The sequence below is a fragment of the Bartonella sp. AP21QHHD genome (assembly GCF_042196205.1).
Classification (GTDB): Bacteria; Pseudomonadota; Alphaproteobacteria; order Rhizobiales; family Rhizobiaceae; genus Bartonella.
Map to the genome: position 1 here is coordinate 1 of NZ_JBHIPT010000133.1, position 22821 is coordinate 22821.

General features: G+C 37.8%; 14 protein-coding genes, 1 pseudogene and 1 riboswitch. Of the genes and pseudogenes, 8 read left to right on the forward strand and 7 right to left on the reverse strand.

The genetic code is table 11. From position 1 onward, the window contains the following. Positions 1 to 2426 precede the first annotated feature (2426 nt). Positions 2427 to 2633 (reverse strand): Trm112 family protein, encoded by a 207-nt coding sequence (locus tag ACFIMC_RS10225; protein ID WP_273791466.1) that lies wholly within the window; start codon positions 2631 to 2633, stop codon positions 2427 to 2429. 13 nt (positions 2634 to 2646) lie between these two features. Further along, positions 2647 to 3309 carry an LON peptidase substrate-binding domain-containing protein gene (locus ACFIMC_RS10230; protein ID WP_375610818.1) on the reverse strand — a complete coding sequence of 221 codons (663 nt, stop codon included), beginning with the start codon at positions 3307 to 3309 and terminating at the stop codon, positions 2647 to 2649. 446 nt (positions 3310 to 3755) lie between these two features. After that, positions 3756 to 3853: riboswitch (glycine riboswitch) on the forward strand. A 136-nt stretch (positions 3854 to 3989) separates the two neighbouring features. Between ACFIMC_RS10230 and gcvT the strand changes: the two genes are divergently transcribed. Genes gcvT through gcvP form a run of 3 tightly spaced genes read left to right on the forward strand, consistent with a single transcriptional unit; the run spans position 3990 to position 8278 of the window. Continuing rightward, a complete protein-coding gene (gene gcvT / locus ACFIMC_RS10235) occupies positions 3990 to 5102 on the forward strand; it encodes a glycine cleavage system aminomethyltransferase GcvT (protein ID WP_375680885.1) in 1113 nt (370 codons plus the stop codon). Positions 5103 to 5108: 6 nt separating this feature from the next. Beyond that, positions 5109 to 5477, forward strand: coding sequence for a glycine cleavage system protein GcvH (gcvH, locus tag ACFIMC_RS10240; RefSeq protein WP_375612294.1), 369 nt, complete (start codon positions 5109 to 5111; stop codon positions 5475 to 5477). A 5-nt stretch (positions 5478 to 5482) separates the two neighbouring features. Beyond that, positions 5483 to 8278: an aminomethyl-transferring glycine dehydrogenase gene (gcvP, locus tag ACFIMC_RS10245; protein WP_375672086.1), complete on the forward strand. Its 2796-nt coding sequence runs from the start codon at positions 5483 to 5485 to the stop codon at positions 8276 to 8278. 1540 nt (positions 8279 to 9818) lie between these two features. On the opposite strand, the gene alr is transcribed toward gcvP, so the two are convergent. Continuing rightward, complete coding sequence (gene alr / locus ACFIMC_RS10250; protein ID WP_375633817.1) at positions 9819 to 10934, reverse strand: alanine racemase; 1116 nt, start codon at positions 10932 to 10934, stop codon at positions 9819 to 9821. An 805-nt stretch (positions 10935 to 11739) separates the two neighbouring features. Here alr and ACFIMC_RS10255 point away from each other — a divergent pair. Both ACFIMC_RS10255 and ACFIMC_RS10260 read left to right on the forward strand, forming a co-directional pair. After that, positions 11740 to 12567 carry a ferredoxin--NADP reductase gene (locus tag ACFIMC_RS10255; protein WP_375612296.1) on the forward strand — a complete coding sequence of 276 codons (828 nt, stop codon included), beginning with the start codon at positions 11740 to 11742 and terminating at the stop codon, positions 12565 to 12567. A gap of 18 nt (positions 12568 to 12585) precedes the next feature. Continuing rightward, a pseudogene (locus ACFIMC_RS10260) lies at positions 12586 to 13035 on the forward strand (ferredoxin--NADP reductase); the annotation flags it as partial. Here the strand turns inward: ACFIMC_RS10260 and eda are convergent. Next, positions 13014 to 13679, reverse strand: coding sequence for a bifunctional 4-hydroxy-2-oxoglutarate aldolase/2-dehydro-3-deoxy-phosphogluconate aldolase (eda, locus tag ACFIMC_RS10265; RefSeq protein WP_375672082.1), 666 nt, complete (start codon positions 13677 to 13679; stop codon positions 13014 to 13016). The pseudogene ACFIMC_RS10260 and the gene eda sit on opposite strands and share 22 nt — an antisense overlap. Positions 13680 to 13794: 115 nt before the next feature. Between eda and ACFIMC_RS10270 the strand changes: the two genes are divergently transcribed. From ACFIMC_RS10270 to ACFIMC_RS10280, 3 genes are all read left to right on the forward strand, one after another. Beyond that, positions 13795 to 14712: a rhodanese-related sulfurtransferase gene (locus ACFIMC_RS10270; RefSeq protein WP_375613636.1), complete on the forward strand. Its 918-nt coding sequence runs from the start codon at positions 13795 to 13797 to the stop codon at positions 14710 to 14712. 1699 nt (positions 14713 to 16411) lie between these two features. Continuing rightward, complete coding sequence (locus ACFIMC_RS10275) at positions 16412 to 17545, forward strand: type III PLP-dependent enzyme (protein WP_375680886.1); 1134 nt, start codon at positions 16412 to 16414, stop codon at positions 17543 to 17545. 75 nt (positions 17546 to 17620) lie between these two features. Further along, positions 17621 to 18205, forward strand: coding sequence for a GNAT family N-acetyltransferase (locus ACFIMC_RS10280; RefSeq protein ID WP_375612299.1), 585 nt, complete (start codon positions 17621 to 17623; stop codon positions 18203 to 18205). Positions 18206 to 19276: 1071 nt separating this feature from the next. Here ACFIMC_RS10280 and ACFIMC_RS10285 read toward each other — a convergent pair. From ACFIMC_RS10285 to ACFIMC_RS10295, 3 genes are all read right to left on the reverse strand, one after another. Further along, entirely contained in the window at positions 19277 to 20848 is a 1572-nt protein-coding gene (locus tag ACFIMC_RS10285; protein ID WP_375634787.1) for a DHA2 family efflux MFS transporter permease subunit, read from the reverse strand. Between the two features lie 24 nt (positions 20849 to 20872). Beyond that, entirely contained in the window at positions 20873 to 21967 is a 1095-nt protein-coding gene (locus ACFIMC_RS10290; RefSeq protein ID WP_375633811.1) for an HlyD family secretion protein, read from the reverse strand. A gap of 173 nt (positions 21968 to 22140) precedes the next feature. Further along, positions 22141 to 22533: a Fur family transcriptional regulator gene (locus ACFIMC_RS10295; RefSeq protein WP_375612302.1), complete on the reverse strand. Its 393-nt coding sequence runs from the start codon at positions 22531 to 22533 to the stop codon at positions 22141 to 22143. Positions 22534 to 22821 lie beyond the last annotated feature (288 nt).

Genomic DNA, 22821 nt, shown 5'->3' on the forward strand with positions numbered 1-22821 from the left:
ATTTATGGCAAGGTTTATGGGAATGCTTGTGTGAGTGGCTCTTGTGAGATTTATGGCTCTGTTTATGGCAATGCAAAAATCAATAAAAAAAGCAAAGTAAGGTTGGTTCCAAAAAATTGTGAGGTTTGTGAAAGGGATAAGCTTGTCAATATAACTGATAAAACAGAATAAAAACAGGTATGGGGGGCGTGCATTCTTTATGGTTATAAACGCATATAAAATGCATTGCTATAAACATCTCATAAAAGATAGCATTCATAAAAAAAAGCCGTGTCAAGTGATATGACGCGGCTTTCAAATAGCGTTTCTTATTGATTAAAATGAAACATCCACAATGGAGTAATGAATGCATATATACAAAACGTATCATATTGCAAGTGCTCTATGAGAGATATGAAAACTTATCAAAAGAAACGTAAACGATGCGTATGATCTTTAATCACTCGTTGGAATTACAGAGCCTATAAACGCTTGTTATGGCTATCAAACAAATCAAAACGCTCGGTAGCTTTAACAATCCAATCAAAAGAACATGCATATTAAGTGAATATCTTATAACAAAAAGGTTTTTTACATTTACGAGCATTGGTTTTTAAAAGCAGCTTTTCATAAGATAAATAAACAAACGCTTTTATAAAATGTAAGGTTTTCAAGATTTTGCTCTGCTGTGAAATCTAGATCTTCGTTTTTCATAAATGAAACGTTCTTAAGAGCAAATGATAACTAAGTTATAACTGTGATAAAAAAAAGTTTTAACGTTTCTTATAAAGATCTCATTTTATGTTTCAAACGTTTAAACGTTCATTTAGTGAGGTTCTCATAAGCGTATTTGTACTTTTCATTAAAACCTAATTTCTTTAAAAATTAGCCGGTCCATTTTTGGGGGCGTTATCTTAGAATAGAGCATTCTTTAAACATTACAGCTTTTGACTCAAAATTGAGTAAAAATCCATGTGAGATTACAATGGTTTTGAAGTTTTCTTGCTTGCGTTATATCATTAAAAAGCTTTCTCTTTCATAAAACATAACATTGTGATTTTCATTCTAGAGTCATGATATTATATTTATGCTGATTACCTATCATTTTCTAAACTTTTAGAAAGCGCTTTAAAAGTGATCTTGTATTTAAATCCTTTTATGCAATCTTTATAAATTAAACCTATAAGCTTATGACAGTTTCAAACGATTATTCGATTGAAGGTTTCGCTCAAAAAAGAGCAAAACTCATACCATTCTTTAAACGTATAATCGATAATTCCAAACGACTAAATTTTTAAACAATGTGATTTGTGCTGTGATAAAAACGTGTCATAAAATTTATAAACTGTTATAAATGATATCTGCTTTTCATTTCATTTGAATGCACACATGCGTTATAATATTTGTATCATGACTTGCTTTTTATGGTCTATTCATACATGGCAATCTTATATAAAAAAGGGTCAAATGGATCATGCATAAAAGTGTGGATTCTTAAGTGGATTCATATAAAATAATTGCATATAACACACTGAATTTATTATATTTTTATGGAATAAGCGTTTCCGGGGTCTGGAAGTGCTGACTCAAAACAGCCCCTTGCTTTTAGTGCTGAAAGCACTTGGACATAACAAGAGCCCTCGGAAATTCCGGGATATCCGCAAAAGCGGTTTTATTTCTAGTTTGAGTTTTTCGGGCTTCCAGACCCTATTTGATTGTCGCGTATACAACCAAAAACACAAGCCTCCTTCATAAGGCAATTACTTTCAATCGTCAATTGAAATTACAACAGTGTTTCTTGTTTGTTGTTTCAAGTTTTCACGTAATTAATGCGTATATTATACATAAAAATATTGCTTGAGATACTTTAGATACTTGTAAAAATTGTAAAGCGAAATTAAAGGGTGATGGCAAGGTAATGGGGTGATTTTCTCCTTTACGATTTTATGTTTTCTCCCCCAAATTAGGCTGTTTTCCCGCTTTGAAGAGTACATAAACAGATAAATATTCTTGTCCCGATATGGTATACATAAGATGATATAACTTGTCGTTTTTATTCATCTTAAATCGAGGTATCTCAAATATGTTGTTCGTAAATAGTATAAATTAAAGTCCATGAAATATAACAATCTTTATGTTTAATATAATAAATTTCATTTACCTGAGTTGGTTAAAAATGTTATTATAATTCTTGCTTTTAAGAAGTTCATAAGAGCCATTTTTATTCAGATGCTTGTGTGGTGCAAGCGAATGGTTTTGATTGCTTCAGTATGAACAGGCTGGAATGAGAGAATCTGATGATATTTTTGGCTTTTGTTACAAGGTGTAAAGCGATATAAATATCTTCATTGTAAAATTCTTTTTTCAGAAATCGTAAATATTGAGATATCATATTGATAGAGACTTGATAACAGTGGGCTTGTAGAGGGAAATTGCATGAGGATTTTTTATTTTTTATGCGTTATTTCTTCATTGTTTTGCAAAGGGCGCGCTTCTGAGGCAAGCATAATGGGAACGCCATCACGAATAGGGTAGGCAAGTTTGGCTTTGAGAGAAATGAGCTCTTGTGTTTTTCGGTTGAAAGAGAGAGTACCTTTCGTCATTGGGCAGACGAGCAATTCGAGCATTTTTGGATCTGTGGTCATTTTTTTCATGTTTGGACATTCATTAGTTTAAGCGGTAATCTGTTCCTGTTTGTTTCATGAGCGAGCGTTCTGTTAATGCAAGAAGAGTTTGGGCACGGCTTTCAATATCTGGAGCTTCAAGGAGAGCTTGTTTTTCTGCTGGTGTAAAGGGGATAAGAGCTGAAAAAGCATTAACCAATATAGGTGTAGGGGCTTCTATGATGCTGCTCCAATTATATTCCATTTCATGTATGGTTAGATATTTTTCTACAACGTCGAGTAAGTTCTCTCGGTTAATGCTTTCTTCAATATCAAATTCTTGCAAGTCTTTTATGTTTGATTGGATGAGAGCTGTTCGATAGGATTTTGTGTTTTTCAATTCTTGTTCTAAAGTGAAGCGGCAAACACCTTGTAAGATAATGAACAGTTGTCCGTTTCCTGTTTCACTGTAGTTTGTAATACGCCCTATACAGCCTGTTTTATAAAGTTGTGTAGAGAAGCGATCTGTATCCGATGAAAGTGGTTGAATAATGCCCAATAGACGATCAGTTACCATAACATTTTCAATCATTTCAAGTGATTCTGGTTCAAAAATATTGAGTGATAAAAAACCACCGGGTAGTAAGAGTGCACCTTCTAAAGGAAAAAGAGCAATTTGCTTTGGAAGATCATTTTCGCAATTGTAAGAGATATTACCAGCTTTCATGAGTATTTTGTCACCTTTGTTCGGTAGTTTTAGTCTGTAAATAGTCGCTATTTATGACACTATTGAGAAAGCAGAAAACCTACTTCTTGTGCATTAAAATCATACTTATAAAATATTTGAAGTCCTTATTCTCAAAAAGAATATGAAACCCTATTTTTAAGGTTGAACTGCGCGCGAAAGAGTATTGCTTTGCGATCTTTTTAGTGTGTGACGTTTTGCATGATTTTCAAGAGGTGTTTTTGTTTATAGCTTTTGATTTTTGTCTTAAATTTCCTAAAATATGTTGCTTGCAATTTTTGTAAGGTTCAAAAGGACACTATTATAAATCTTTTGAAGGAGCTTATGCAAGTTTTAAAATGAGAACATTTTCATCACTTTACTAATGACAGTGTGATGAAGATAGGCTATAGGTTTAAATATGCTGGAAAGAGCGTTATCGTTTCTTTCATTCTTTTGCGGGAGAGTGCAAATTGCAAATTTTCGCATTGCCGCCGAAGGGGAAATAGCCCATAATCTCTCAGGCTTTAAGGACCGTAAAAGGAAGAAGGCAGATCTGGAAAGTCGGGAGAACCCGCGCCGAAGGTGTAAGCGAAAAATCTTTTCGCGAGTCTCTCAGGTTGATGACAGAGGGGGCAGAGACGACCATATTCTGTGGGCGTTAGCGCAGCTTTGGAGTTATTATGGGCACAGCACAAGAAACATCTTTTTTAAAAACACTTCCTTTATATGATTTGCATGAAAAAGCAGGAGCAAAATTTGGTGCTTTTGCGGGTTGGAACATGCCTTTAACTTATCCTCTTGGCGTTTTAAAAGAGCATCTTCATACGCGTGCACATGCAGGACTTTTTGATATTTCTCATATGAAATTGATTGCGGTTGAAGGGGCACAAGCTGTGGAATTTTTGTCCTATGCTTTTCCCATTGATGCAGCAGCTTTAAAGATTGGGCATTCACGGTATAATTATTTGCTTAATGAGCAGGCTGGTATTCTTGATGATCTTATTATTACCCGTTTGGAAGAGGGTCGTTTTATGTTGGTCGCCAATGCTGGGAATGCACAGGCTGATTTTTTAGAATTGGAAAAGCGTGCGGTTGATTTTGAATGTCAAGTGATTGCCCTTGAAAGGGTATTGCTTGCGCTTCAAGGTCCTGAAGCGGCCGCTGTTCTTGCTGATGCCGATTTACCAGGGAATGAATTGTTCTTTATGCAAGGATTCGAACCACAACAGGATTGGTTTATAACGCGTTCTGGTTATACGGGAGAGGATGGTTTTGAAATTGCTTTGCCTATAGGGCATGCGCATATGTTGGCTGAAAAATTGCTGAGTGATTCTCGTGTTGAGTGGATTGGGCTTGCCGCACGCGATAGCTTGCGGTTGGAAGCGGGGCTGTGTTTGCATGGAAATGATATTACCCCTGATACGACACCTATTGATGCGGCTCTAATATGGGCTGTTCCTAAAAGTGTTCGAGAAAAAGCACAATTTTATGGTGCGAAGGCTTTTCTTGAAGCACTGCAAAAAGGACCGGTTCGTTGTCGTGTTGGATTAAAACCGCAAACGCGTCAACCTATTCGTGCCGGTGCGGTGCTTCTTGATGATCAAGGTAATGAGATTGGCATTGTAACATCAGGTGGTTTTGGTCCTTCTTTTGATGGTCCTGTCGCGATGGGTTACGTTCCTGTTGATTTTAAAGTTGAAGGGACACAAGTCTTTACAGAACTGCGAGGCAAAAAGATTGTATTATCAGTTCATTCTCTTCCCTTTGTTGAACAACGTTATTTTAAAGGATGATTTTTTATGTCTAAAACTTATTTTACACATGACCATGAATGGCTTAGCGTTGAAGGGCAGGTGGTGACTGTTGGGGTTACGCATTATGCGCAAGAGCAATTAGGGGATTTGGTTTTTGTTGATTTACCACAAAGTGGAACAAAACTTTCCAAAGGAGAGGCGGCGGCTGTTGTAGAATCAGTGAAGGCGGCTTCAGATGTTTATGCTCCTCTTGATGGTGAAGTGGTCGAAATAAATGAAGCCTTGGCTGATAATCCTGAACTGGTAAACCAGAAACCCGAAACAGAAGGCTGGTTATGGAAAATGACATTGCAGGATGAGACACAACTGGAGGGGTTGTTGGATAAAGATGCTTATAAGGCTTTGATTGGATGAGTACCATGATCGAGCGTTCTTTTTCTTCTCGACATATTGGGCTGCGTCCTGATGAAACACAAAAAATGCTTGATGTTTTAGAGCTTGATTGTGTTGAGACACTTATTTCTCAAGCTGTTCCACACTCTATCCATTTGGGACGTTCACTGAATCTTCCAGAGGCTGCTAGTGAAGGACAAGCCTTGGAAGAACTCTCCAAGATGATGGAGCGTAACCATGTGCACAAAAGTTTTATTGGGCAAGGATATCATGGAACTTATGTGCCTCCGGTTATTTTACGAAATCTGTTTGAAAATCCTGCTTGGTATACTGCTTATACGCCTTATCAAGCAGAAATTAGCCAAGGTCGTTTAGAGCTTTTATTTTATTTTCAGACATTGGTTAGTGAACTAACAGGTTTGCCTGTTTCTGCTGCTTCCCTTCTTGATGAAGCAACTGCTTTAGCTGAAGCCAATGCCCTTGCTGTTCGCTTTTTCCGTGAGAAAAAAACAAAAATTTCTCTTCAGAGTCTTTTACATCCTCAGACTTTGAGTGTTGCGCAAACGCGTGCTGAAACACAAGGGATTCAGATTAGCCAAAATGGCGAAATTGATCCTGATACAGCGGCAATTGTTTTGTCTTGGCCAGATACAAAAGGCTCTTTTCATGATTACAGTGAGATCATAAAAGAGGCAAAGGAAAAGGGAGCTTTAGTTATCGTTGTAGCTGATCCTTTAGCGCTTACTCTTCAGGAGCCACCTGCTCAATGGGGGGCAGATATCGTTGTTGGCACTATGCAGCGTTATGGCGTTCCGATGGGATTTGGTGGTCCACATGCTGGTTACCTTGCCGTGAGTGATGCGTTAACGCGTCTTATTCCAGGGCGTATTGTTGGTCAATCTGTGGATACCAAAGGACGCGTTGGTTTTCGTTTAGCTTTGCAAACACGTGAACAACATATTCGGCGCGATAAAGCGACGTCAAATATTTGTACAGCGCAGGCTTTGTTGGCTAATATGGCAACCGCTTATGCTGTTTGGCATGGGCCAAAAGGCTTACAAGAAATTGCGCAGCGAATTCATCATTTAACATGTCGTTTTGTTGCTGGTTTAGAAGCAGCAGGGATTCATGTTGAAGGGAAAAGCTTTTTTGATTGTGTGAGTATTTCTGTTAAGGGAAAAGCGCGAGAAATTGCGCATCAAGCCAAAATAGGTGGGCGCCTTATTCGTGTTCTCGATGATGACACTATTGCAATCAATTTTGATGAATTATCAACAGAAGAAGATGCTGGTGCTTTAGCGCAGCTTTTGGGGGCACAACTCTTTGATAAGGTTTCTCCACGACTCTTTGGAAAAAAACGGGATGCTGCTTTTCTTTCTCAGCCTTTTTTTCATGCGGTTCATTCAGAGACAGATATGATGCGCTTTTTGCGTCGTTTGGCGGATAAGGATTTGGCGCTGGATCGCGCTATGATCCCTCTTGGTTCTTGTACAATGAAGCTTAATGCCGCGGCTGAATTAATGCCTGTAAGTTGGGCTAGCATGGCCAATATACACCCCTTTGTTTCACAAGAGGATGCAGCGGGTTATTTGGAGATGATAAACCAGTTAAATGCGTGGTTGTGCGAAATTACAGGATTTGCGCAAGTTTCTTTTCAGCCAAATTCTGGTGCTCAAGGTGAATATGCTGGGCTTTTGGCTATCCGACGATATTACCAATCACGGAGAGAACATCAACGTACAGTTTGTCTTATTCCTGCATCTGCGCATGGTACCAATCCAGCCTCGGCCCATATGGCAGGGATGGAAGTCGTTGTGGTAAAATGTTTAAGCGATGGTGATGTTGATGTAGACGATCTCAAGATGAAAGCGCAATTGCATAAAGATAAATTGGCCGCTCTCATGATTACTTATCCTTCAACCCATGGTGTTTATGAGGAAAGTATTAAGGAAATTTGTTCTATTATTCATGAAAATGGCGGACAAGTTTATTTTGATGGTGCTAATCTCAATGCCCTTGTGGGTCTTGCTCGTCCTGCGGATATTGGCGCTGATGTTTGTCATATGAATCTTCATAAAACATTTGCTATTCCTCATGGTGGTGGTGGTCCTGGTATGGGACCAATTGGAGTTGCAGCGCATCTCAAACCATTCTTACCAGGTCATGAACAAGATGGGACAACACATGCGGTTTCGGCTGCTCCTTATGGAAGTGCGTCTATTCTTGCGATTACATGGATGTATATTCGAATGATGGGGGCTGATGGCTTAAAATATGCAACACAAATAGCCATTTTAAATGCCAATTATATTGCTGCACGTCTTTCAGCTGCTTATTCCATTCTTTATCGGGGCAAGCATGGACGTGTTGCGCACGAATGTATTGTGGATACACGCGTGTTGAAAGAGCAGTATGGGGTGAGTGTTGATGATATTGCAAAACGTCTCATTGATTATGGATTCCATGCGCCCACGATGTCGTTTCCTGTTCCGGGAACTTTGATGATTGAGCCAACGGAATCGGAACCAAAAGCAGAGATTGATCGTTTTTGTGATGCTTTACTCTCTATTGCTGAAGAAGCTAAGAAAGTTGGTAGCGGGGTTTGGCCAAAAGACAATAATCCATTGGTGAATGCCCCTCATACAGTGGCAGATACTTTAGATGATGCTTGGGCACGACCCTATTCGCGACAAGAAGCTGCTTTTCCCAACAGTTTTCTTGATCCAGCCAATAAATATTGGCCTCCTGTATCGCGTATTGATAATGTTGCGGGAGACAGAATGCTCATTTGTTCGTGCCCGCCATTGGGAAATACCTATTAAATAACAAATATGTATTTAATTTGTTTATTTGCATAAACAAAAAAGCCCACACATTTTGTGTGGGTTTTATGCTTGTTGATCATGTTACTATGGAATTATTTGTCTATTTTCTAGAATTTTGCATTGTTTTTTTATAACATGAGCAAAATCAAAAAAGTCGACAAAAAGCTGTGTTTTGTCGGCAATAGGCATGCTCTCCTTTGCCTTCTACCGTATGGCATGGTTTTAGTGACTAGGCGGCATCGGTCTCGCCAGCTAGTTCACGTAAACGAGAGCGAAACCTACGGGGGATAGGGTCACGTCTGTTGCATGTGTTGTGATATACTCCTTCTCACTAGGGTGACGACGACCGGTTGTAGAAAGAATAAAATCAATTTTAGTGTTTTTGATGATAAAGACACGCGAAACTCTGTTGTTGCATCTTTTCGAGTCAAGAATTGTCTAAATATTTCTCTTTAATCTGCTTTTTGTAAATATGACGCAAAAATATGTAAAAACACCTGTTAGAATGAGCAAACGCAAAGCCAAATGTATTATGGGTGTTTTTTACAAGGTGTCTTATAAAAAGCCGGCACATCTTTCCACTTCATTGCAAGTCAGTTTGTAACTTTACAGCGCTGTTTTTCTAAGAGCTCGTGTGCTTTAGCTGTTACCTGTAAATCAACATCCAAACTTAACGCAGCCACATGTTTTGAGTCAGAGATTGAGAAAAAAAGAGCTTTATGAGTAGTTCCAGCTTTTGTCTGTCAGATGAGGGCGAGGGGATTGCGTATTTCTGTTGACGTAACCTTTGAAACTGGAAGACAATCTCATTTTGGGAAAATGTAAAGCCGTAAAGGTAAAACTCAATCCTCAGTTTGTCATCTCCTTTTAATTCAGCTTTGCGGCTTTCAAAAGCATTTAAAGCAATGTTTTTTTAATAATGGGGATTGCACATTGCTCCACACTTTTATTTATTGTGTTTTTTAATGGGGGCACGACCCTCATGTAAAACAGAACGCTCCAAAAAGAATATACTTGGGTTGTTAATTCACATGTTTGTTTTAAAGAGATATTTCGCTCCTAATCCCATTTCGCGACGGCGCTTGTGAATGGTGTAAGGGTAAATCTATTGATCCCCCAATCTTTACGCTTCATAACGGAGTAAGCCGGCACTATTATACACTTTGCCAGCGCCTAATGTTATAGCTCTTGGCACTATGGTTCATAAGAGGAATTATTCTTTTCTTAAATCATTTTTATCTACACATAGTCCAGCTTGTGGTATGCAAGCGAATGATTTTAATTGGGAAATTAATTTTAAAAACTTTGTAGTAGATTCTTTTTTGTCAATTTATGAGGAAAGGCTAAGTTTTTGTATTTTAGGTGAAAGCTACTTCCATAAAACAGTCCATCAACTTGTCTGTTTTGAGATTTCTGTGAATGTACGGTGTCTATGACCATTCTGTGTGGTTGATTGTTGTAAAATCTTTTGTAAAAGCCCCTCAATTTTCTAAAATGATGATTTTTATCAATTTATTTCTTTATGGCTAAAGAGTTTTTATGTGTAAATGTATTTATAGCGGGAGCCAAGAGATGTTAGAATTTCATTGGGGAGGGTATCGGCATCTATAGATACTTTTTCAAGTGTTTGATGGCGACCAATGAGCTCTACCCAGTCACCAGTTTGAGGTTTTTGTTCAAGATCGGTCGTATCTACAATAATGGAATCCATAGAAACCCGCCCAACCATGGGAAGTTTGTGCCCGTTGAAATAAACAGTTCCTTTATTCGAAAGAGCACGGAGCCAGCCGTCTGCGTAGCCTATAGAAATGGTTGCAAGAGTGCTTGGTCTGTTGGTTATAAAGCTTTCTGCATAACCAACAGGTGCTCCTATATCAACAACGCGGCTTTGAATGACTTGGGCTTCAAGTTTTAAAACAGGTTTCAGAGGTGATGGGTGTTTTCCCCGCGGATCAACTCCGTAAAGTGCAATGCCTGGACGAACAAGATCAAAATAAAAATCTGATCCTAGAAAGATACCTCCAGAATTGGCAAAGGAAACTTTGCAAGCAGGCAATTGCGCAAGGATAGTTTTGAAAGAAGTCAATTGGGCATAATTTGATGGGTGGGTATCATCTTCTCCGTTAGAAAGATGACTAAGAATATATTTTATTTCTGCTTTTTCGAAAATTGTAGGGTGTTTGATGAGTTTTTGTAACTCTTTTTGATCCAGTCCTAATCGGTTCATATGGGTATCGATTTGAACAATTGCTGGAAATTTTTTATCTTTTTTTTGACAAATTTTTTGCCAATTTTCAATGGCATTCCAAGAGTTTAGAACAGGAACAATACCAGATTGTGCGACAAACTCTTCTGCTAAGTGTGGAAGTCCATTCAGAAGGGCAATCGTGACATTTGATGGTAAAATGCTTTTTAATTGGAGTGCTTCTCTGATTTGTGCGACAAAAAAAGTGCGACAACCAGCTTGATAAAGGGCAGGAGCAATTTTGTGAGCTCCTAATCCATAGGCATTTGCTTTTACAACTGCTGAACATTGTGTTGGAGCTACACGTTTGGCTAAAGTGATATAATTGGCAACAATGGCACTGACATCGATGGTTGCTACAGCTGTATAGAGTGATGTATTTATTTCATCATTAACGGATTTGTTCATTTTAAAAGCTTATCTGTGTTCGTGAAATACGGAGTTTTTTTGGTTGTTTCATTGAGGTTCTTTACGATATAGGGGAAAGACACTATTTGCTATGGTCAAAATCATAAGAAGCCTATGCTGCCATTAAAGTCATTTTTTATGTAAAATGGTACTCTGGATATAAGAGATAGTTTAGTTTTATTTGTGTTGTTATCAACATGGTATCTTCTAATGATTTGTAAAACATAGACTTTTTTACTTATTTGCCCTCGTTTAGGCATATAAAAAAATAAACATAATTTATTGTATTGTATCATTTTGAAGAGTGCAATGTTAGACTATTATTGCTGGTGTGATTGTTTTGATTAAATATTGCATTGGCTTCTTATTTAGAGAAGGTAAAATGATTAAATTAACCACGTTAAATCAATGCATTACAAGTTTTCTACCATGAGAGGGAAGATCACTCATCTGTGCAATTTTGGATGTTGTCTCATGCACTTAAAATTATTTTTATTGAATAGAAAACAGTGTAAACACTTTTTGATACATTAAAACTGTTGATTTAGAAAACTCGTTGATTTGGATATTATTTGTTTTCAAGATGGATTGGGTATCCAGTATTTACTTTCTAGTCTTTGATTGGTTTTAAGTGAAATCAATTTTATCGCTTATAGAGTGCACTAGACTCATTTATTTAATTTTGACATAAAAGTGTTAACCTTGAGGTTTTTGTGTTGAGAAAATTGTTGGCAGATGGTTGTGCAAGTACTATATCACGTCAAAGATTCGAAATTTAACGTTCAATAAAGATATGGGGAAGAGTATGAATACGTCTGCTACCAATGTTCCGTCAAGCATCAGCAGCGTTGCAAATTTTCCGATTCCTGAGAATGTGTTCGCCCTTACTGTCCAAGAGGTTTGTCACTATACAGATCGGTTATTTAAATTCCGTCTGAATCGTCCGGAAAGTTTTCGTTTTCGTTCGGGTGAGTTTGTTATGATCGGTTTGCCAAATGCAGAAAAGCCGATTTATCGCGCTTATTCGATTGCAAGTCCCTTTTGGGATGAACAGCTTGAGTTTTTTTCGATAAAAGTTCCAGGGGGACCTTTAACCGAGCATCTCCAAAAAATTAAAATTGGTGATACAGTTCTCATGCGTAAAAAATCTACAGGAACGCTGGTGCTTGATGCTCTTATTCCTGGAAAACGTCTTTATCTTCTTTCAACTGGGACGGGGATTGCTCCTTTTGCAAGCCTTATTCGTGATCCTGAAACTTATGAAAAATTTGCAGAAGTTGTCCTTATTCAAACAACGCGCGAAAAAAATGAGTTAATTTATGCAAAAGATCTTGTTTCCTCTTTGCAACAAGATCCACTCATTGGAGAGTATGCACAACAGTTGAGATTTTATCCTATGACTACTCGTGAAGCTTCTGAGCATATGGGTCGTATTACAACTGTGATGGAAAGTGGGGACTTTTTTGAAACAACAGGCCTTCCTAAGATTCATCCTGATGAGGATCGGGTGATGATTTGTGGTTCCATGGCTATGTTAAAAGATTGCGCAAGGATGTGTGAAAGCTTTGGTCTTGTTGAAGGGGCCAATAATGCTCCTGCTACTTATGTTGTAGAGCGCGCTTTTGTGGAGTAATGAGTGGGAAAGTTGATGCTTTATCTTCTTTCAAACCGGTACGGTTTTTTTTCTTTTGCAAGCTTTATTCGTGAGCCTGACATTTATGAAAAATTTTCAGAAGTTGTTCTTATTTAAATAACGCGCGAAAAGAATGAGTCAATTTGTGCAAAAGATCTTGTTTCCTTTTTGCAATAAGATCCACTCATTGTGGGGCATATGCACAACAGCTGAAATTTTATCCTATGACCACTCGTGAGCTTTCTGAGCATATGGGGCGTATTACGACTGTTATGGAGAGTGGGTGCTTTTTTGAAACAAGCGGCTTTGAAACAATAGAACTCGCAAAATTCATCCTAATGAAGATTGGGTGATGATTTGTGGTTCCATGGCAATGTTAAAAGATTGCGCAAGGATGTGTGAAAGCTTTGGTCTTGTTGAAGGGACTGATATTCTTGCACTTTACATTATATTGTAGAAAGAGCTTTTTTCGAGGGAGAGGGAAGTTGTGATGCGGTATATGCTAATGCAGTAATCGAATCCCAATCACTTATTGCAATGAGTTTTTGGGGCGCTATCCAAGAACCTCCAACGCAGAAGACATTGGGCAGTTGGAGCCATTGTGGTGCACTTTTTTGTGTAATACCGCCTGTTGGGCAAAACCGGATATCAGAGAAGGGAGATGCTAAAGCTTCGATGAAGGAAATGCCCCCAGCAGCTTCAGCAGGGAAAAATTTAAGATATGAATAGCCTTTGTTTAATGCTTGCATGAGTTCACTTGGGGTCATTGCACTGGGAAGAAGGGGAATTTCACTATTTTTTGCACAATTGATTAGTTCATTGGATAATCCGGGGCTTACAATAAACTTGGCTCCAGCTTGTTCGGCTTTTTCGTAATGTGTTGTGTTGAGAATTGTGCCGGCTCCAACAATTGCTTCAGGGACTTCTTGTGTAATTTTCTGAATTGCTTTGAGGGCATTTGGTGTTCGCAAGGTGATCTCAATTGTTTTTAATCCACCTTTGACAAGAGCGCGTGTTAAGGGTACAGCACTTTGTAGATTGTCAATGAGTAAAACAGGTATAACAGTTTGTCCTTGGAGATATAATAAAAGCTTTTCTCTTTTTTGGCACATGATATTTTTTCTTCTTGGAGATGATATTATTTGTATCGTTTGATTAAGCACAATATGTTAAAGAGTACATGAATAAATCTTGAAATTGAATGAAACGCGCGTTATGGCAAAACACATGGAAAAGAATTTTAAAGTTGCTGCACTTTATTGCTTTGCAGATTTGAAGCATTATCATCAATTACAAAAACCTTTGCAGGATTTATGTCAAGCAAAGGATATCAAAGGCACTCTGCTTTTAGCACAAGAGGGCATTAATGGAACAGTTGCTGGTTCTTGTGATGCGATTGAGGCATTGGTGGATTTTATTACGGCTGAGCCAGCGTTTCAAACGCCGGAGATTAAATATTCATGGGCATCAAAAATGCCTTTTCATCGCATGAAAGTGCGGTTGAAAAAAGAGATTGTGACAATGGGGGTTGAAGGGGTTGATCCGCTAAAAGTTGTTGGTACTTATGTCGATCCTGAAGATTGGAATGCTCTTATTCAAGATGAAGAGACAATTTTAATCGATACACGGAATGACTATGAATATGCGATAGGGAGTTTTCAAGGAGCGATTGATCCGCAGATTAAAACATTTCGCGAATTTCCTGAATGGGTGCGTAAACATGAGGCTGAGTTAAAGAAAAAAAAGAAAATTGCTATGTTTTGTACAGGCGGCATTCGGTGTGAAAAATCAACAGCTTATGTTCGTGATCTTGGTTATGAGCAAGTCTACCATCTAAAAGGAGGTATTCTGAAATATTTAGAAAAAATTCCAAAAGAGAAGAGTTTATGGTGGGGTGAGTGTTTTGTTTTTGATGAGCGTGTTTCTGTTCAACATGGTCTTGAAGAATGTGGACGCGAATTATGTCGTGCGTGTCGTTCTCCTCTTAATGCTGAAAGCAAATTATCGCCTCATTATGAGGAAGGTGTTTCCTGTGATGCTTGTTATAACACGCGTAGTGAAGCCGATAGAGAGCGCTTTCGTGAGCGCCATAGGCAATTTCAATTGTTGAAGTTGCGTGCAATTGATTCTCATCAAGGGACATAAGGATATCGCAGTGTAGAGTTTTAAGTTGTAGCGTTTTTCTCTTAAATTTAAGAGAGAAGAGTTTTTTAATATTGGTAGAAAAATATTTTATAAGACCGGATATTATTCGGTCTTTTTGTTTATGTTAAATTATTTGACTTATAAATAATCATTATAGATTGTTCGCTCTCCTTGACTTTATAGGATTGAGTTTTCAAATACTTTTCATTTTAAAATAGAAAAGCCGTTCACCAACAGCGCAGAGGAGGGAGATTTATAGTTTAAGAGAAAAGCGTATGAATAAGATGTGATTAATAAGAGGAGATGAAAAAGCAGATGCTAGGTGGAAAAAATAAAATGATAATAGGAGTTTATGATTTCAGAATTTAATATAATACATTAATTTATAATGATAATTTATTTTCATTTGAATAAAATAGTTCAATATTGTGAACTTTATTGCTTTCAGATTAGATGAGAACGAATCGCGTAAAATTCATTCACTTGTACGTTGCAAATGGGAGCAACGTGTGGACAAAAATCATTTTAGATAAGGTGTTATGAAACATTTCAATGTAGGAGTTTCTGCAATATTGAGAGTTGGCAGATAGAATGGGAGCGTTTGTTTTTAATTTCATAAGTATAAAGAGGGTGAGATGTAGTTGATCTATATCATACAAGCTATATTATACGGGGAATTCTTCATGATATTTTGCTTAAGCGATGCTGTGAAATGAATGTGGAAGTAGGGATGTTTTTTAGGATGTAAATGAGAAAGATGATGGCGTTTTGTTGGGGGAAGGACACGTTATCTTTAAAGACGATGGTGCTTCAGTCGTTACTATCCTCAGTCTTCAATGTTGGTCATCTTTGCATTTGAGAGGATATATAAGAGGTACTCCTTTTTTCAATTGTTTTTTATTTGTGATGCGCAAAAGAATGATTTTAATTGATTCATTGTAAGAGGGTTGAAATAAGAGGATTTTATAATGGGATTTTTGTTTAAGGGTACAATAATAAATTATCATTATAAATTAAGTTTTGAATAATTTATTTTGCGTTATTTTCTGCTGCGGATATTAGGAAATAGAATAGGGTAAAGAAACGAGGGGCTTTAAACGCAAGACAGTGATTTATGTTGCACGGATGATGTAAGGGGTGTGATCTCATGAAAGCGGATGGATGGCTTTGTCTGGGGGAGAGTGTTGTTTTTTCGCATCATTTTATCTTTAAGAATTAAAAAATGTTTAAAATTAAAAAAATGATTGAAATGAGAAAGAATTCGTTTTATAGGATGCTTTGCCCAAAGTCGCACGTGCCTGTGGGTGTCCGCTGGTTCTCAAATGGTGAGATTAACCGGTACGGTACCTGGAACTAACCGCTCCAGTCATTCTTACAGCCAATTGCAAGAATGAGGACATCTTGAAGCAACGACGGTGCGGGCCTTTCTGGTGTCTTCCAGTTTTTAAATGCTGGGATAACTATAGAGGCACACCTCATTGCCTTCAGTGCGGAAGTGGTTTTCTCAACTCCAATCAAAAAGGCAGATAAAATAGAATAACGCGGCTTCGCGCTGTTCTTTCGCTGCATGCAATGCTAATTTCTGATTTTTTGTAATCAGAATGGGGATAGTTGTTGTGTGTTTTTTGTCCTTTAGCTTTTGGCAGCTTTGGCTGTCCAAGCATAGAGTGGGGGAGCTTTCCCTCAAGGAGAATTGCAGATGGCAACGCAACGTATTCGCGATTTTCTTGCAACACATCGTTCTGAAGGTCCATGCTTAATTGTTGACCTTGATGTTGTTCGTGACAACTATTTAAATTTTGAAAAAGCTCTGCCGCAGTCTCGTATTTTTTACGCAATAAAGGCAAATCCAGCTCCTGAAATCTTGCGTTTGCTAAGTTCTTTAGGATCTTCTTTTGATGCGGCTTCTGTTGCAGAAATTGAAATGGCTTTAAAAGCAGGAGCAACGTCAGAGCGTATTTCTTTTGGGAATACGATTAAAAAAGAGCGTGATATTGCACGAGCATATGCACTGGGAGTTTCACTTTATGCCGTTGATTGTGTTGAAGAAGTGGAAAAAATTGCGCGTGTTGCTCCAGGAACACGTGTTTTTTGCCGTGTTCTTACCGATGGCAAAGGTGCAGAGTGGCCATTGTCACGCAAATTCGGTTGTGTTCCAGCTATGGCGGTTGATGTTCTAAGACGGGCACATCAATTGGGTTTGCAAGCCTACGGTGTTTCTTTTCATGTTGGATCTCAGCAGGTTGATCTGAGTGCGTGGGATCGTGCTTTATCGGATGCTGCTACAGTGTTTAAGCGTTTGGAACAAGAAGGTATTTCACTAAGGTTGGTGAATATGGGGGGCGGTTTTCCAACGCGTTATTTGAAAGATGTCCCTACAGAACAAGCTTATGGTACAGCAGTTTTTGATTCATTGAAAAAGCATTTTGGTAATCGTATCCCTGAGACGATTATTGAGCCAGGACGTGCGATGGTTGGCAATGCTGGTGTTATTCGTACAGAAGTTGTTCTAATATCTAAAAAAGCTGATAATGATAATGTACGATGGGTTTATCTTGATATTGGAAAATTTAATGGTCTTGCTGAGACTATGGATGAAGCCATTCGTTATCCTATTGAGACACCTCATGATGATAAGGTAATGGAGCCTTGTATTTTGGCTGGACCAACATGCGATTCGGCAGATGTTCTCTATGAAAAAACACCTTATCCGCTTCCTCTATCCCTAACGATAGGAGATGAAATATTGATTCATGGAACGGGTGCTTACACAACAACTTACGCATCGGTTGCTTTTAATGGTTTTGAGCCTTTACGATCATATGTGATCTGAGGTTTCCTTTTAACTATAGTTTTTTTAGACTTTTTGCTATGCTCGTCATGGCGCTATAAGAGGGCGGTCATTGAGATGAACATGATGAACTTTCAAACAAAAGATGGGGCATGTTTTACACTTTTATTGGAGCAAGAAACCGATAAGCCTTATCGAGAAATTTTGCTTGATTCAACGATGGGGTATGGACGTAAACGTAAATCATCAGAGGCTTTACGTCGTGGTCGGTTAGCTGCTCAAGGACTTTCTTTTGTGGTTAAAAATGCGCTTGGAGAGCTTGTGGGAAGTGTCCGTCTTTGGCATGTTTCTTTTTCTAAAAGAAAAAATAAAACACAACATGCTTTACTTTTGGGCCCCTTGGCTGTTGCATCTGAATGTGCTGGTATGGGAATAGGATCAATTTTAGTCCGCCATGCAATTGAAACAGCAAAAAAATTGGGATATGGCGCCATTTTGCTGGTAGGGGATTTTGAATTTTATCAACGTTTTGGCTTTTCAAATAGTTTAACAGAAAATTTGGCAATGCCTGGTCCTTACGAAAAGCATCGCTTTCAAGCGTTGGAACTGATACCACATTATCTTTCTGGGTGTTATGGCACTTTGGTTCCTAGTGGAGAACGAGAAGTTTCAAATCGTTTTCAGCATCATAAAGTGGCTTGAAGATCGTGTTTATTTTGTTTTTCAACAGCTGGCATTGAGGAGAGCATACTGTTTTGGCTAGAGCCAAAGTATTTAGCGGTACAAAGTTTTTGGGGAGTTGTATTGCGATTTTATTATATGGCTGGTTTCTTATTTTTGATAATTTCAGTTAAGTGAGTAGGAATATATTTTAAGCTCATTTTTTGAAATAGCGTCCTATTTTATAATATTAAAGGAACCGGATTTTTGAGTGGTTTTGTATTCTTTAAAAGCCAGTATCATCATACATTTTCCAGTTTTCAATATCGTTGGTAGATCTTGCATCGAAACGGTTGGATATTTTATTTTTTTCTTAAACAGTTTTTGTTTCTTTGCTTTTTATGTGCAAGGGAATGGTTTTGATTGATTCAATAGAGAGATATTTTGAGAAATTTTATACAATTTTAGCGCTTGTTGAAAGAGAAGGGGCTTAAGAAAGAAAAATATGCAGCAGTAGAATCAAAATTATAGGTATCAGCTTTTTTAAAAGAGTGTAAAAAATAAAATTACATGTTCAAAAGCAGCTTTTTTGAAAAAAATATATAATTACTTTTTTACTATAAAGGTAAATCGTTTTGCAATTAGCATGAGAGGATCAAATACAAAATGATTTTTTCATGTAAAATTTTGCATTCAGAATCAAAAAAACGTTGTCCTACACATTATAAGGGAAATAGGTGCGTGAATAAAAATCACAAGATTCATAAATCTTTTATGAATATTCTTGTAAGACTCAAAAGAGTAAAGGGCCAAGAATCTTTTAATCTTTTGTGCCCTATGGTGATAAATCAAAAATCTTATAGAAATAGCTGCTTTATCTTTATAGTGTGGAGCACGTTAGGTAAGATCTTTGTTTACCGATCATCTAAAACAATTTTTGTATGCGAGAAGTTATTTTAAAAGTGCGTAAAGAGCCTGCATTGAAAAGAATTTTTATCAGAAGAATCATTTAGAATCACATATTTATTTACACTGTCTCTTGAGAAAAGGTAAAGTGCATAGGAAGCGAGGAAAGTGATAAGGATAAAAAATATTTCTCAATTTTAATTAAGCTTAGTGATTTGGTGGTGAATCCATGAGAGGTGGTATTTTTTTGAGAAACATGGTCATAAATGTCAAAACACCAAAGATGATGGTTATGATAAAGAAAATATCACTAAAAGCCATAATCATTGCTTGTATGCGTACCATATTAAACAATTGAGAAAGAGCCAGGGTATAGGAATCAAAGGTTTCTGTTTTGAATAATAAAGTAAGCTTTGAAAGCATTTCAGTTGCTTGTCTGTTTGCGTGGTTAAGTGTTTCGGCTATTCGTTCATAATGGAAATCCGTGCGTTTTGTCATGATAGTGCTGATAATGGCAAGCCCTACAGCACCACCTAGATTCCGTGTGAGATTAAAGAGTCCAGAAGCATTTTGCATTCGTTCTGGTGGGAGTGTTCCCAAGGCAATATTATTAATAGGAACCATACATAACATTACAGAAGCACCACGGAAAACTTGCGGCCAAAAAAGCTGCCAAAAATCCCACTTATCTGTGATAGTGCTTGCCATCCAAGTGCCTATTGCAAAACCAAAAAGTCCTATTGCCATCATTAAACGTGCATCCATTCGTGCTGAAAGGAATCCTGCAAGGGGAGCCGTTAATAACATGACGAATCCTGAAAGAAACAATGTTTCTCCAATCATAAGGGCATCATAATGGCGGATTTGGCTCAAATAGACAGGATAAAGGTACGTGAGTCCATAAAGACCTATCCCCAGTGAAAAGGAAAAAATGGATGCAGCTGAAAAATTGAAATTAGAAAAAGTAGAGAGATCTACAATGGGTTCTTTTGCTGTAAAAGCACGCCAGAAAAACAAGGCGGCAGCAAGAATCATGATAATGAATAAATTCCGAACCAGCCTATCATTCAGCCAATCATGACGTGCGCCTTCTTCTAGTACATACTCTAAAGTTCCTAGAAAAACAGCCATAGAAATGAGCCCCAACCAGTCAAATTTAGCCATGAGAGATGGATTTGCTTTATCAAAATCAATCAATTTCCAAGCGAGAATTGAAATAATAATCCCAAAAGGCACATTAATGAGAAAAAGCCAGTGCCATGATAAGATATGACAAAGATAACCTCCGACCGTTGGACCAATAGTGGGGGCTAATGTTGCGACTAGTCCAACAATAGGGGTAACAATTGGGCGTTTGGAAGGAGGGAAAAGAACATAAGAGGCGACAAAAACGCTTGGGATAATTCCTCCACCAATAAAACCTTGCAATGCACGGTAGATAATCATCTCTCCAATAGATGTTGCTGTTGCACAAAGAACAGAAGTAATCGTAAACCCGATCGCTGATATGGTGAAGAAAATACGTGTTGAAAGCAATCTTCCTAAGAATCCAGAAAGGGGCAACATGATGACTTCAGCGATGAGATAGGAGGTTTGAACCCATGAAATTTCTTCAGAGCTTGCAGAAAGACCAGCTTGAACTTCGGCTAAAGAGGAGGCAACGATTTGTATATCCAAAATCGCCATGAACATGCCAAAGGCCATAACTATGAAAATCACAATGTTACGGATTTCTATGCGCTCTTGAGACTGTATGGGCTTTGGTATTGAAGATGTCATAATAATGAGGTCATTTGCTTGTTATTATAAGAGACTTTTATCTTGTGGTTTTGTACGTGTATCAACTTCTACTGAAACACTCATTCCTGCTCGGATATGTCCGGTCTTTAAGACTTCTTCTGGAATAGAAATACGTACGGGAATGCGTTGGACAATCTTTGTAAAGTTACCGGTAGCGTTTTGTGGAGGAAGAAGAGAAAAAACAGCACCTGTTGCAGGTGAAATAGAAAGCACTGTTCCTGTAAAGACCTGCTTTTTGAAGGCATCAACAGAAATATAAGCCTTTTGTCCTGCATGAATATTTTGCAACTGTGTTTCTTTATAGTTTGCTTCAATATAAAGTGCATGGATGGGGACTAACGCTGCAAGACGTTGGCCATTTACAACAAAATCTCCCGTTTTTGCTGTTAAATTTCCTATGATTCCATCAAATGGCGCGCGTATAATGGTTGAATCAAGATCACGTTGTGCTTTTTCACGCGAAAGTTCTAAACTCTTTGTTTGGCTTTCTGTTTCACTTCGTTGTGCTTCTAGTACTCGGATATTTGCACGTGCTGCAGCGATTTGTGCATCTGCTCTGTTAATATTTGCAATGGCTTGTTCATAAGCTGATTTGGCATCATCGACATCAGATTGAGGAGCATAACGATTGGCTTTCAGTTCTGTTACACGTTTTAAGGTGAGTTGTGCATTGGTTGCTATGGCTGAAGCGGCTGCTTTTTGCGCTTTTGCATCATCTAAAGCACTATGAGCGGCTGTGATTTGTGCATCAATGCGTAGAAGTGTTTTTTTCTGTGTGTCAAGATGCGCTTTTGTTTGATCCAAGGCTATTTGATAATCACCATTGTCTAAGTAAAATAAAACATCGTCCTTTTTTACAACTTGGTTGGCTTTAATGGCAATTTTTGCAATATATCCATTTAATTTAGTCGCAATAGCGGCTATATCTCCTTGTACATAGGCATCTTCAGTGGATAGCATATAACGCCATTGCGTTATCCATTTGTAGCTAAACCAAAGCACAAAGAGTGCAAAGACAATAAGAAGAGCCTTGATTACTTTCTTTTTTTGCGTTTTATTGAAATTTTTGGTTGAAAAAATTGTCTCAGCTACGGACATGATTTTATACTTTCAATATTTATGTTCCAATGAGTATAATAAACCCATCACTAAGATCGGGTGATATACATGCACGGACGATAAGAGCTTTTCAAACAATAAGGCGATCCCTGGTACATAATGCTAAATATATAAACTTGCAAGTTAGAGATCTTGTTTTCAAGTTAGCGGTCTTATTTTATTGCGCATTTTTTACAAAGACCTCGTACTTCTAAGGTGCTTTTATGTGCTTGGAAGTCAACAGCTTGAACCATCTGTTTTAAACTCGATACAATCGTTTGATTTTGTATTTCGTTGACTGTGCCACAGTTTTCGCAAATTATAAACGTTGTAAGTTCATGTTGACAGTTTTCAGGGTGTAAACAGACCATAAAGGCATTTACACTTTCAAGACGATGAATACACTTTAATTGTACGAGTTTTTCTAACGCACGATAAACTTGGAGAGGTGCACGAAAACCTTCTTCGCGTAAGTGATTGAGAATCGCATAAGCACTTAAAGGCCCTTTTGCATTTTTTAAAGTGTTTAAAACCAATGTTTGGTTACGCGTCAGTTTAGATGACATTGACATCTTCCTTTTGCTCTCGTGGAAAAGCATAAAGTGTGTAAGATATTTATGCAATGGTGATTATAGAATATGTACTCTATCTTTAGCCTTTTACATGACATCCTTGCGATATGTAAGACAAGTTGCAACCGTTGTGAGGGGAGGGTATTATAATCTGAAAGCCGCTGCTATCCAGCAAGAAACTTTTATACGCTTCTTATTTTTCCAATAATGTCTTGAAATAGGATTTTTTGTTCAATATTTTATTGGTAAAGTTTGGGTTATTTTATTTAAAAAAAAATAAAA